Raw genomic sequence first — 13,598 nt, forward strand, 5'->3', positions numbered from 1 at the left:
GTGTATCTGTCGGTTTGGCAAAGTTGTTTATATGTTTTGCAAGATGAATTGCCATCTCAGCAATTTAGCATGTGGGTAAGACCACTACAGGCAGAAAGTACTGATGATACGCTAACTATCTATGCGCCGAATCGTTTTGTATTGGATTGGGTACGAGAAAAGTATCTCCACCGCATCAATGAACTGCTGATTGAGATCTGTGGTGATGAAGCACCAGAGCTGCGCTTTGATGTGGGTAGCAAACCTGTGTTAGCTGCACAACCAAGTGTATCTAACGAAAAGGCCTCAAGTGTAGGTCATGCCGCTGATAACATGTCAATGCTGCAAGGCACTCAGCCAAAAATGGCAGAAAAAGTTGAGCCTGCTCCTAAATCTTCGCACAAGTCTAATATTAAAGAGAATTACACCTTTGATAACTTTGTAGAAGGTAAATCTAACCAATTGGCTAAAGCTGCTGCAACACAAGTTGCTGATAATCCAGGTTCTGCATTCAACCCCGTATTTATTTATGGTGGTACAGGTTTGGGTAAGACGCACCTGTTACACGCCGTAGGTAATGGCATCATTGAACAAAAACCGGATGCAAAAATTGTTTATATGCATTCAGAGCGTTTTGTTCAGGACATGGTTAAAGCACTGCAGAATAATGCCATTGAAGAATTCAAGCGTTACTACCGCAGCGTTGATGCATTGATGATTGATGATATCCAATTCTTTGCAAACAAAGAGCGTTCGCAAGAAGAGTTCTTCCATACTTTTAATGCGCTGCTTGAAGGCAACCAACAAATTATTCTAACTTCTGACCGTTACCCTAAAGAAATAGAAGGGGTTGAGGACCGACTGAAGTCGCGTTTTGGTTGGGGGTTAACTATTGCTATTGAGCCACCAGAATTAGAGACTCGCGTTGCTATCTTAATGAAGAAAGCGCAGCAAAGTAATATTAACTTGCCACACGAAGTTGCCTTTTTTATTGCGAAGAAATTACGCTCTAATGTGCGAGAGTTAGAAGGTGCGTTAAACCGCGTGATAGCTAATGCCAACTTCACTGGTCGTCCAATTTCTATCGATTTTGTTAAAGAAGCGCTACGCGATTTATTAGCGCTACAAGACAAACTCGTTACCATCGATAATATCCAGCGCACCGTGGCGGAATATTATCGAATTCGTGTTTCTGACTTATTGTCAAAACGTCGTAGCCGTTCAGTTGCAAGACCAAGACAAGTTGCCATGGCATTGTCTAAAGAACTGACAAACCACAGCTTACCAGAAATAGGTGATGCATTTGGTGGGCGCGACCATACCACCGTGTTACACGCGTGTAGAAAAGTAAAAGCACTTCGTGATGAAAGTCATGAGGTAAAAGAAGATTATCAAAACTTAATTAGAACGCTGTCTTCTTAAGGGTTAAATGATGCAAATAACGATTCCAAGAGAACTATTTTTAAAGCCACTGGTACAGGTGTCGGGTGCCATTGAGCGCAAACATACACTGCCTATTTTGTCTAATGTATTGCTAGAAGTGAAAAATGGCGCGTTACATATGACAGGTACAGATTTAGAGATAGAGCTTGTTGCATCTGTTGCCCTTGAAACCAATGTGCCAGACGCCAAGATCACTTTACCGGCGAAAAAGCTCCTAGATATTTGTAAGAGCTTGCCTGATAACTCGGATTTAGTGCTGAGTAGCCAAGAGCATCAATTGCTACTGACTAGCGGTCAAAGTCGCTTTTCTTTGACAACCTTAGCCGCTGAAGACTTCCCTAATCTTGAAGAGTGGGACGGTGAGGTTGAGTTTGCCATAACGCGTTTAGAGCTTAGAAAATTGCTAGAAGCAACGCATTTCTCTATGGCTAACCAAGACGTACGTTACTATTTAAATGGTATGTCTTTCGAAGTAGATAATAATGAAATTAAAACGGTAGCCACTGACGGTCACCGTTTGGCAATTGCGCAGCAAAAATTACCAGAGTCATTGCAAACGCAACGTCAATTGATCATTCCTCGTAAGGGCGTGCAAGAGATCATGCGCTTACTGCCTGCGGATGATGAAACTATCACCATTCAATTTGGCGCTAATCATGTGCGTATCATCGACAGCGAATTTACTTTTACGAGTAAGCTGGTGGATGGGCGATTCCCTGATTATCGTCGCGTATTACCTCGTGGCGGGGACAAGTTGGTTACCGCAAATCGCGATTGGCTACGTAGTGCATTTCAGCGCGTATCTATTCTTTCTAACGAGAAGTTTCGTGGTGTGCGATTGAATCTGAGTAATGGGCAATTAAAAATTAGTGCCAATAACCCAGAGCAGGAGCAAGCTGAAGAAATTGTTGAGGTAGGTTACCAAGGCGATGATCTTGAAGTTGGTTTTAACGTTTCTTACTTATTAGACGTGTTAAATACAATAAAGTCTGAAGATGTACAGTTTACGCTTTCTGATGCGAACAGCAGTGCGCTTATTGAAGCCGCTGGTGACGAACATGCAATGTATGTAGTTATGCCGATGCGTTTATAGAGTTATGAGTTTAACTCACCTTAGCCTCAATGCGTTTCGAAACATTGAGGCGATGGCGCTTTCACCTAGCAATGCCGTTAATGTCATTCTCGGTGAAAATGGTAGCGGTAAAACCAGTCTGCTCGAAGCCATTTACTTTCTCTCCAGTGGTAAATCTTTCCGTACCAATCTGCAAAAATTAATGATCAAGCATGAGGCTTCTCATTGCGTTGTTCATGCTAAAAAACAACTACATAACTTGTCTATACCGCTTGGTATTAGTAAATATACCAGTGGTGAAACTAAGCTTCGAATTCAGGGGCAAGCAAGCCGGAAAGTGGCAGAATTAGCACAGGTTTTACCTGTTCAAGTTATTACACCAGAAAGCTATGAGCTGTTTTTTGGTGGTCCAAAAGAGCGTCGTAAGTTTCTTGATTTAGGTGTGTTCCACGTGGAACATCAGTTCTATTCCACATGGAAAATGTTTAATCAGGTGCTCAAGCAACGTAACGCTTTATTGAAATCTAAACCGAGAGATCTCCAATCCCAGCTAAGTTATTGGGATAAGGAGTTTGTACGCCTTGCTGAGCAAATAAATATGTTTAGAGAGGCTTATATAGGTAGGTTTCAGACGCATTTTTTTGATAAGATAGGGGATATAAGCCCTATATTTAAAGGCCTTGAAATTCGCTTTCAAGCGGGCTGGAAGGGGGAACTCGCTGAGGTATTAACGAATCAGTTAGAGCGAGATGTAAAACTTGGCTATACAAGTAAAGGGCCGCATAAGGCTGACTTTAACTTTTATACTCAAGGAAACAGCGTAGAACATATTTTTTCTCGTGGGCAACTCAAGCTCTTACTGTATGCACTTAAAGTAATGCAAAACAGTTTGATTGACCAAGAGAGTAATAAGCAGTCAATTCTGCTTATTGATGATTTACCTTCGGAGCTTAGTGAAGATACTAAGGTGGCGGTATCGCGTCTGTTGGCGCAATGTCAGTCACAGCTGTTTATCACTGCTATTACTCCAGAAAGTATTGCCGCCGTTATTGAACCAATGGAACGTGAAATTAAAATGTTCCACGTGGAACATGGCAGCTTAATAACAAAATAATTGGAAGAAACCATGTCGGAAAATTACGATTCGTCGAGTATTAAAGTACTTAAAGGATTGGATGCTGTAAGAAAGCGTCCGGGAATGTATATCGGTGACACAGACGATGGTACTGGTTTACATCACATGGTGTTTGAGGTCGTTGATAACTCAATCGACGAAGCACTAGCAGGATATTGTGACGATATTTTCGTAACAATTCATACCGATGGCTCTGTATCTGTTCGAGATAATGGTCGTGGTATCCCAACTTCAATTCACGAAGAAGAAGGGGTTTCTGCGGCGGAAGTTATCATGACTGTACTACATGCCGGTGGTAAATTTGATGATAACTCATATAAAGTATCTGGCGGTCTGCACGGTGTAGGTGTTTCTGTTGTAAATGCACTTTCTGAAAAACTACAATTAACAATCCGCCGTGATGGCAAAGTGCATCAGCAAAAATACACAATGGGTGTTCCAGATGCGCCGCTAGGTATTATCGGTGAAGCGGAATCTACTGGTACAGAATTGAGATTCTGGCCAAGTGCTGAAACTTTCTCAGATACAAATTTCCACTACGATATTCTAGCCAAGCGCCTACGTGAACTATCTTTCCTTAACTCTGGTGTAAGCATCATTTTGAGTGATGAGCGCGAAGAGAATAAACAAGATCACTTCAAATACGAAGGCGGTATTCAAGCATTCGTTGCATATCTAAATCGTAAGAAGACGCCAGTTCATCAAAGCGTTTTCCACTTTTCGACTGAGCGTGATGATGGCATTAGCGTAGAAGTCTCTATGCAATGGAATGATGGTTTCCAAGAAAACATCTACTGTTTTACCAATAACATTCCTCAACGCGATGGTGGTACTCACTTAGCGGGTTTCCGTGCAGCACTTACGCGTACGCTTAACACATACATGGAAAAAGAAGGCTTTAATAAAAAGTATAAAACCAGTGCTACGGGTGACGATGCCCGTGAAGGTTTGACCGCTGTTGTTAGTGTTAAAGTTCCTGATCCTAAATTCTCTTCACAGACAAAAGATAAGCTCGTTTCTAGTGAAGTGAAAGGGGCTGTTGAGCAAATGATGGCTGAAAAGCTAACGGAATTCTTGCTAGAAAACCCAGGCGATGCAAAAACCGTTGTAAACAAAATCGTTGATGCTGCGCGCGCACGTGAAGCTGCACGTAAGGCCCGTGAAATGACTCGTCGTAAGGGCGTTATGGATTTAGCTGGTCTACCGGGTAAACTCGCTGACTGCCAAGAACGAGATCCTGCACTTTCTGAACTATATATAGTGGAGGGTGACTCAGCGGGTGGTTCTGCTAAGCAAGGTCGTAATCGTAAGAACCAAGCAATTCTGCCGCTCAAAGGTAAAATCCTGAACGTAGAAAAAGCACGCTTTGATAAGATGCTTTCTTCTCAGGAAGTGGCAACACTAATTACTGCATTAGGCTGTGGTATTGGCCGTGATGAATATAACCCTGAAAAGCTAAGATATCACCGCATCATCATCATGACCGATGCGGACGTGGATGGGTCACACATCCGTACGCTGCTACTGACTTTCTTCTATCGTCAGATGCCAGAGATCATCGAACGCGGTTATGTCTATATTGCTCAGCCACCGCTATACAAAGTGAAGAAAGGTAAGCAAGAACGTTATATTAAAGATGATAATGCGCTAACTTCATATTTAACGACATTAGCTCTAAACGATGCTGCGTTATACCCAGCAGAAGGTGCTGAGCCAATTACTGGCAACAAGTTAGAAAACCTAGTGCATGACTATCAGAATACGATAGATATTATTGAGCGTTTAAAGCGTAAGTATCCGTCTTCAATCATGAACCGTTTGCTTTACCACCCAGAACTAACCGAGTCAGACTTATCTGATGAAGCAAAAGTAACGGCGTGGACTGAAAACTTGGTTGCTGATCTTGTGAAGAAAGATGAAGACGCCACTATCTTCAACGCAGAAGTTGCATTTGATGAAGAGCGCCATATGTATTATCCGGTGATCAATATTCGTCAGCACGGTGTTGATAAAGCGCATACTTTGAACTTCGATTTTATTACATCTAAAGATTATGTTCGCATTGCGAACACGGGTCGTCAGATTGGTAGTTTGATCAGCGAAGGCGGTTATGTACAGCGTGGTGAGAAGACACAAGCAATCGAATATTTTGAGGCTGGTCTTGAATGGCTTATCTCAGAGTCTAAGCGTGGCTTGTATACACAACGCTATAAAGGATTGGGTGAGATGAACCCTGACCAACTTTGGGAAACAACGATGGATCCAGATGCTCGCCGTATGCTACGTGTGACTATTGAAGATGCTATTGCTGCAGACCAATTGTTTGCAACCTTGATGGGTGACCAAGTTGAACCTCGTCGAGAGTTTATCGAAACAAATGCACTGAGAGTTGTTAACTTAGACGTGTAAACTCAAACATCTAGTAAAAAGGAGGGATTTTCCCTCCTTTTTTTATGCTTTAAAGCTTAAAACCCTCCTGCGCTCGCGGTATACTGAGCATAATTTTCAATCATTGAATCTAGCGTAAGCGCCAAATTACTGCAGGCGTTTACATACGATAAGTACCAGATAAAAATAAGCCAACTATGCAAAAATACGATATCAAAACCTTCCAAGGTTTGATCCTGGCTTTACAGGATTACTGGGCGCAGCAAGGCTGTGTTGTAGCTCAACCTTTAGATATGGAAGTTGGTGCGGGTACATTCCACCCGATGACCTTCCTTAAGTCCATTGGTCCTGAGCCAATGTCGAGCGCATACGTACAACCTTGTCGCCGCCCGACGGATGGTCGCTATGGTGAAAACCCTAACCGTCTTCAGCATTACTACCAATTCCAAGTTGTTTTGAAGCCATCGCCTGAGAATATTCAGGAGCTCTACCTAGGCTCTCTAGAAGCGTTGGGCATTGATACATTAACGCACGAAGTGCGCTTTGTTGAAGATAACTGGGAGTCACCAACGCTAGGTGCTTGGGGATTAGGTTGGGAAGTATGGTTGAATGGCATGGAAGTGACTCAGTTTACTTACTTCCAGCAAGTTGGCGGTATTGAATGCTCACCGGTAACGGGTGAAATTACTTATGGTTTAGAGCGCCTTGCGATGTATATACAAGGTGTAGATAGCATTTATGATCTCGTTTGGACAGATGGTCCAATGGGGCGCGTAACTTATGGTGACGTGTTCATGCAAAACGAGATCGAACAGTCGACATATAACTTTGAATATGCGGATGTAGAGGCATTATTCAAGCAGTTTGACCAGTGTGAAAAAGAAAGTGAAAAGCTAATCGAAGCGGGGCTTCCATTGCCAGCTTATGAGCAGGTAATGAAGGCATCTCATGCATTTAACCTGTTAGACGCACGTCATGCTATCTCAGTAACTGAGCGTCAGCGCTATATATTAAGAGTTCGTGCTTTATCAAAAGCCTGTGCACAGGCTTACTATGACGCACGTGAAGCACTTGGCTTCCCGCTTTGTAAGGATAAATAATGTCGATTGAAAACTTACTCGTAGAAATTGGTACCGAAGAGTTACCACCAAAGGCGTTACGCAACCTTGCTGAGTCATTCGCAGAAAATACTAGGCAAGAACTTGAAGCATTAGAACTTAGTCATGAAGGCGTGAGCTGGTATGCATCACCTCGTCGCTTAGGCATTCAAGTTAAAGCATTGCAAACGCAACAGGCCGATAAAGTGGTTGAAAAGCGTGGTCCAGCTATTCAGGCGGCATTTGACGCGGATGGTAACGCGACTAAAGCGGCGCTAGGTTGGGCGCGTGGTTGTGGTATTGATATTAATGATGCTGAGCGTTTAGAAACTGACAAGGGTACTTGGCTGCTACACAAAGCGAAAGTAGAGGGGCAACAGACCTTAGCGTTACTAAGCGATGTGATCAACAAAGCACTGGCTAAGTTACCTATTCCAAAGCCGATGCGCTGGGGTGCGAACAAGACGCAATTTATCCGTCCTGTGCATACTGTGGCTGCACTACTTGGTAGTCAACAAGTTGAAGGTGAAGTGCTAGGTAAAGCTATCAGCAATGAGCTGCAAGGACATCGCTTCCATCACCCTGAGCGTGTTCGTGTTGAACATGCGGATGATAGTCATGCAGTGCTAAAAGGTGCATACGTTATTGCGGATTACGAAGCACGTAAAGCGTTAATTCGAGGCCAAATTGAAGCTGAAGCTGAAAAGCTCGGCGCGCAAGTCGCGATGGATGAAGACCTTCTTGAAGAAGTTACATCGCTAGTCGAGTGGCCAGTCACTTTAGTTGCTTCTTTTGAAGAAGCCTTCTTGCAAGTGCCAGATGAAGCACTTATCTACACCATGAAAGACGACCAAAAGTACTTTCCACTGTTAGATAAGCAAGGCAACTTGATCAACAAGTTCTTGTTTGTTTCTAACATTGAAAGTAAAGACCCAAGTGTGGTGATCTCGGGTAACGAGAAAGTGGTTCGCCCGCGTCTGGCAGATGCTCAGTTCTTCTTTGAAACGGATAAGAAGAAAACGCTGGAAAGCCGTCTTGAGTCACTTGATTCAGTGTTATTTCAGAAGCAGCTTGGCACACTAAAAGACAAGTCAGAGCGTATCTCGGCACTCGCAGGTTTTATTGCGGAGCAGCTTGGTGCTGATAAGGCGCTAGCAGAGCGTGCAGGTTTACTAAGTAAAACGGACCTAATGACTGAAATGGTCATGGAATTTACTGACGTTCAGGGCGTGATGGGTATGCATTACGCGCGTATTGATGGTGAAGCGGAAGAAGTCGCATTAGCACAAAATGAGCAATATATGCCGCGTTTTGCTGGTGATAACCTACCGTCTAACCCAGTTAGTTTTGCCGTGGCGCTTGCGGATAAGTTTGATACTTTGGTTGGCATTTTTGGTATCGGCCAGACACCAAAAGGCGATAAAGACCCGTTTGCACTTCGTCGTGCTGCCATCGGCGCATTGCGTATCATGGTAGAAAAAGAACTACCATTAGACATTCAGGATATCGTTGCCAAAGCAATGACGTTATTCGGTGATAAGCTAAACAATGCAAATGTTGCCGATGAAGTGGTTGAGTTTATGTTAGGTCGTTTCCGTGCCTGGTACCAAGATGAAGGTATCAGCGTGGATGTGATCCAAGCAGTACTTGCAAGACGTCCAACGAGCCCTGTTGATTTTGATCGCCGAGTAAAAGCGGTTAGTCACTTTAGAACGTTGGCGGAAGCTGAAGCGTTAGCTGCTGCCAATAAGCGTGTAAACAACATTTTAGCGAAGAATAACGTCGCGTCAGAAGCTGCGGTGGAGAGTTCACTCCTGCAAGAAGAAGCTGAGCAAACATTGGCTGCACAAGTTGCTGCGTTAACTGCTGAGCTTGCACCTGTTTACGCTGAAGGTGATTATCAAACTGCACTGACGCGTTTAGCAAGTTTACGTGAAGCAGTAGATAACTTCTTTGATAATGTTATGGTAATGGCGGACGATGAAGCGGTTAAAGCCAATCGTTTAGCGCTACTTGGTCAGTTAAGTAAGTTATTCCTTAATACTGCAGATATTTCAGTGTTACAAAACTAATTGCTGATACAAAAGCCAGCAATTGCTGGCTTTTTGCTGATTGGTAAAAGCAAGTAAAAGGCAGTCTAGCTATGATTAAAAAACAAGGGGCAATGGCGATTGCGCTATTAGCACTTACCGCTTGTAGTAGTAACTTTCAATTGCCAACAACGTCAACTTCACCGGTAGTTGCTGGTGAGTTGGATAAGACAATGTATTTACGCGGTGACTTCACTCTGTGGGATGCCGAACCTCAGTATCGCTTTGAAGAAACACAACCGGGGATCTACGCAACAAAAGCAAGATTCATGAGCCCAGGTAAAGTGTATGAATTTAAAATTGCTGATGAGCAGTGGAGTGAAGGCTACAACTGTGGCTATAAGAGTGAAGGGCAGTTAACGCTAGGACAACCGCTGGTTGCGGATTGTAACACGGTGTATAACTACTTTAGCTTTAAGCCAAGTAAAAAAGGTTGGTACGAAATCCGCTTAGATTATCGTAATCCTCGCTCACCAAAGGTGGTGATTGTAAAATCTTAAAAAAGCGGCATCAGCCGCTTTTTTATTGTCTATGACTCATGAGTTCAAACAGTGTGTTAAAGAGGAGATCACTGACCTTTCTTAATCACATATTTGTAAGGAGATTCGGCCACTGCTTTGGCAACCAAAGTGTGATCCATAAATTCACAGAAGCTCGGAATGTCCCTTGTCGTTGATGGATCATCTGCGATAACTAACAACGTCTCACCTAAGTTCATCCGTCTCACCATGCCTCTAATCATCATTACCGGCTCCGGACAACGTAAGCCTACTGCATCTAAGGTGTGGTCGGTATTATCAAAACTCATTGTGGGTGGCCTTGTTAGTTACGTTGTTAGTGACGAAAACTGCTATTTTAACCGCATGTTGTAAGTAAGCTCAAGTTTGGATAACTCAAGTCTTAGCCAACCGAGGTGAGGTAAATGCAGGTAATAAAAAAGGCAAAACAGCTGTGCCGTTTTGCCTTGGTCACCAAGTTGAAGTTGTGTGCTGGTATTGTCTTATAAAAGCCCAGTACCAGCTGGTTGGAATTAGTTCTCTACGCGCTCGAATACGGTAGCAATGCCTTGGCCTAAACCAATACACATAGTTGCAAGACCATACTTCGCGTCTTTCTCTTCCATTAGATTGATAAGCGTCGTGCTAATACGTGAGCCTGAGCAACCAAGTGGGTGACCGAGTGCAATTGCACCACCGTTGAGGTTCACTTTCTCATCTACCTTGTCTAGTAGACCTAGATCTTTTAGCACTGGTAGTGATTGTGCTGCAAAGGCTTCGTTTAGTTCAGCAACATCAATATCATCGATAGTAATGCCCGCCTGCTTCAAGGCTTTTTGTGATGCTGGAACTGGACCATAACCCATGATGGAAGGATCGCAACCTGCGACTGCCATTGACTTAACACGAGCACGAATTGGAAGACCGAGTTCTCTTGCTTTAGACTCGCTCATGACCAACATAGCTGAAGCACCGTCAGAAAGCGCTGAAGAGGTACCTGCAGTTACCGTACCCGATGCTGGGTTAAATACAGGACGTAGCTGTCCTAGACCTTCTAGGCTTGTCTCAGGGCGGATAACTTCGTCATGCTCGACAAGTACAGGTGTACCATCGGCATCATGACCTTCCATTGGCAGGATTTCTTTTGCAAAACGCCCTTCAAGGGTTGCGGCATGTGCGCGCTGGTGTGAACGTACGGCAAATTCATCTTGCTGCTCACGACTGATACCATGCATTAGCGCTAAGTACTCAGCTGTTAACCCCATCACGCCAGCAGCTTGCGCAACTGATGTCGCAAGGCCTGGGTGAAAGTCATTACCATGTGTCATTGGTACGTGACCCATGTGCTCAACACCACCGATAAGGTAAGTGTCACCAGCACCTGTCATGATAGCGCGAGCTGCGTCATGCAATGCCTGCATTGAGGAACCGCATAGGCGGTTCACGGTTACCGCCGGTACGGTGTGAGGAATGCCAGCTAAGAGTGCAGCATTACGACCAACGTTAAAGCCTTGCTCTAAAGTTTGCTGTACACAGCCCCAGTAAATATCATCAATTGAGTCTGGTGCTACTTGAGGGTTACGCTCAAGTAGGCCTTTCATCAAGTGTGCGCTGAGGTCTTCGGCACGTTTATGCTTAAATACACCGCCTTTTGAACGGCCCATTGGGGTACGAATACAATCTACGATTACCGCGTTTTCCATGTTACTGGCCCTCCACTTGATAGAACACTTTACCTTCATCTGCCCACTGTCTAGTTTGCTCAGAAACTCGATAAATTTCACCAAGATGAGCGTACTTATCAGCCATAGCTACAAAGTTTGCGAGGCCGATTTGGTCTAGATAGCGGAATGCACCACCTCTGAATGGAGGGAAGCCGATACCGTAGATCAGTGCCATGTCTGCTTCTTGCGGTGAAGCAACAATGTTTTCTTGCAGACACAGTAACACTTCATTGATCATTGGCACCATACAACGCTCAATAATCGTTTGTTTATCAAATTCAGTTGGTGCGTCACAAATACCGCTCAGCAGCTCAAGCGCGCTGTCGTCTTTACTCTTCTTCAAACGACCTTTGCGATCTGGTGCGTATTGGTAGAAGCCTTTTTGGTTCTTCTGACCAAAGCGCTCAGCCCCCGCAAGTACTGCGACAGGGTCTTTGTCTTTACGTGCCATGCGAGTAGGGAAGCCATCAGCCATTACACCAGTACAATGGTTTGCCGTATCGATACCCACTACGTCTAGTAGGTACGCTGGACCCATTGGCCAGCCGAAGACATTTTCCATAACCTTATCTACTTTTGCGAAGTCAGCACCTTCTACAACAAGTTGGCTGAAGCCTGCAAAGTAAGGGAATAGAACACGGTTCACGAAGAAACCTGGGCAATCGTTAACAACGATAGGAGACTTGCCAAGCTTTAAGGCATAATCTACCACTGCAGCAACGGTTTCATCCGATGTTTGCTCGCCACGAATGATTTCTACCAATGGCATTTTTGGCACTGGGTTAAAGAAGTGCATACCACAGAAGTTTTCTGGCTTCTCAAGTGCCGTGGCTAACTCATCAATACGAATAGTTGATGTGTTTGAAGTCAGGATCGTACCTTCTGGTAATTGCGACTCTAAACTCGCCAATACCGTTTTCTTGACTTTAGGGTTTTCAACAACGGCTTCTACGATGATGTCTGAGCCTTGTAGATCGTGATCGTTGAGCGTTGCTTTGATTTTACCTAAAGTGGCAACCATCTTGTCCATTGACATGTGGCCGCGCTGTACTTTTTTACCAAGTAGTTTTGCAGCCTCACCCATACCAAGGTCTAGGGCACCTTGCTGGATGTCTTTCATGACAATTGGCGTACCTTTGTAGGCCGATTGGTAAGCGATACCGCCACCCATAATACCAGCACCAAGTACCGCTGCTTGTTTGATCTCTGTTTTACTTTGTTTTGCTTGTTTCTTGGCAACCGTTTTGATGTATTGATCCGCTAAGAAAATACCGGTTTGCGCTGCGGCTTCTGCCGTTTTGGCAAGTTTAGCAAAGTTTTGGTTTTCGAGTGCCATCGCTTCGCTGCGGCTAAGGTTAGCTGCCGCTTTAAGCGTTTGTACCGCCATCATTGGTGCTGGGTAATGACCTTTGGTTTTTGCCATGACTAAGCCTTCGGCCATACCAAAGCTCATACCTTGCTCAACACGATTCATCTTCAATGGGTCAAGCTTGATTTGGCGTTTCGCGCGCCAATCTAATTTACCTGCAATGGCTTGCTCCAAGGTACGAATAGCGGCAGCCATGAGTTTGTCAGCAGGTACTACACCGTCAACCGCACCCACTTTTAGTGCGTCATTCGCTCGGTTTTCTTGACCTGTGGTTATCCACGTCATTGCGTTGTCAGCGCCGATTAAGCGAGGAAGTCTTACGGTACCACCAAAGCCCGGCATAATGCCAAGCTTAACTTCTGGTAGGCCAATTTTTGCGTTGTCAGTTGCAATACGGTAATCCGTGGCGAGCAACCACTCGCAACCACCGCCAAGCGCAAGGCCATTTACTGCCGATAGTGTAGGGAAAGGTAAATCTTCTATTGCGTCGAAGACATCGGTTGCGGTTTTAATCCAACCAACAAGTTCTTCTTCTGAGCGTTGGAAAGTCGGAAGGAATTCAAAAATATCAGCGCCAACAATAAAGTGGTCTTTATCGCTGGTAAAAATTAAGCCGTCGATGTCGTCGCGCTGGCTCAATTCGATAAGTGCTTCGTGGCTTTCCTTTAGTACTTGCTGAGATAGTTTGTTTACTGAGCCTGGTAGGCAAAACTTAAACTCAGCGATATTGCCTTTGCAAAAATCAACTACAAAGGACTCGCGTTTGATTAACATACATGTTCTCCCGTGCTTTACACTGGTACG

At 44.4% G+C, this 13,598-nt stretch carries 10 protein-coding genes; 7 read left to right on the forward strand and 3 right to left on the reverse strand.

Annotation, left to right across the window (positions count from 1 at the left end):
* From dnaA to GSF13_RS05265, 7 genes are all read left to right on the forward strand, one after another.
* Window positions 1-1,401 (forward strand): chromosomal replication initiator protein DnaA, encoded by a 1,401-nt coding sequence (gene dnaA / locus GSF13_RS05235; RefSeq protein ID WP_206473599.1) that lies wholly within the window; start codon window positions 1-3, stop codon window positions 1,399-1,401.
* Between the two features lie 10 nt (window positions 1,402-1,411).
* Entirely contained in the window at window positions 1,412-2,515 is a 1,104-nt protein-coding gene (dnaN, locus tag GSF13_RS05240; RefSeq protein ID WP_017218529.1) for a DNA polymerase III subunit beta, read from the forward strand.
* Between the two features lie 4 nt (window positions 2,516-2,519).
* Window positions 2,520-3,608: a DNA replication/repair protein RecF gene (gene recF / locus GSF13_RS05245; RefSeq protein WP_010604162.1), complete on the forward strand. Its 1,089-nt coding sequence runs from the start codon at window positions 2,520-2,522 to the stop codon at window positions 3,606-3,608.
* Window positions 3,609-3,620: 12 nt separating this feature from the next.
* Window positions 3,621-6,038 (forward strand): DNA topoisomerase (ATP-hydrolyzing) subunit B, encoded by a 2,418-nt coding sequence (gene gyrB / locus GSF13_RS05250; protein WP_211867386.1) that lies wholly within the window; start codon window positions 3,621-3,623, stop codon window positions 6,036-6,038.
* Window positions 6,039-6,214: 176 nt separating this feature from the next.
* Window positions 6,215-7,117, forward strand: coding sequence for a glycine--tRNA ligase subunit alpha (glyQ, locus tag GSF13_RS05255; RefSeq protein WP_010376835.1), 903 nt, complete (start codon window positions 6,215-6,217; stop codon window positions 7,115-7,117).
* On the forward strand, window positions 7,117-9,186 hold the full coding sequence (gene glyS / locus GSF13_RS05260; protein ID WP_211867388.1) for a glycine--tRNA ligase subunit beta: 2,070 nt from the start codon (window positions 7,117-7,119) through the stop codon (window positions 9,184-9,186). Before glyQ ends, glyS begins: the two co-directional genes overlap by 1 nt.
* Before the next feature lie 71 nt (window positions 9,187-9,257).
* Complete coding sequence (locus GSF13_RS05265; RefSeq protein ID WP_010604165.1) at window positions 9,258-9,704, forward strand: hypothetical protein; 447 nt, start codon at window positions 9,258-9,260, stop codon at window positions 9,702-9,704.
* Window positions 9,705-9,772: 68 nt separating this feature from the next.
* Here GSF13_RS05265 and tusA read toward each other — a convergent pair whose 3' ends face one another.
* From tusA to fadB, 3 genes are all read right to left on the reverse strand, one after another.
* Window positions 9,773-10,012: a sulfurtransferase TusA gene (gene tusA, locus GSF13_RS05270; protein WP_010376829.1), complete on the reverse strand. Its 240-nt coding sequence runs from the start codon at window positions 10,010-10,012 to the stop codon at window positions 9,773-9,775.
* Window positions 10,013-10,234: 222 nt separating this feature from the next.
* Complete coding sequence (gene fadA / locus GSF13_RS05275) at window positions 10,235-11,404, reverse strand: acetyl-CoA C-acyltransferase FadA (protein ID WP_211867390.1); 1,170 nt, start codon at window positions 11,402-11,404, stop codon at window positions 10,235-10,237.
* Window position 11,405: 1 nt separating this feature from the next.
* Window positions 11,406-13,568 (reverse strand): fatty acid oxidation complex subunit alpha FadB, encoded by a 2,163-nt coding sequence (fadB, locus tag GSF13_RS05280; RefSeq protein ID WP_206473606.1) that lies wholly within the window; start codon window positions 13,566-13,568, stop codon window positions 11,406-11,408.
* Between the last annotated feature and the right edge of the window lie 30 nt (window positions 13,569-13,598).

It is taken from the genome of Pseudoalteromonas sp. M8, from assembly GCF_018141365.1.
GTDB lineage: Bacteria > Pseudomonadota > Gammaproteobacteria > Enterobacterales > Alteromonadaceae > Pseudoalteromonas.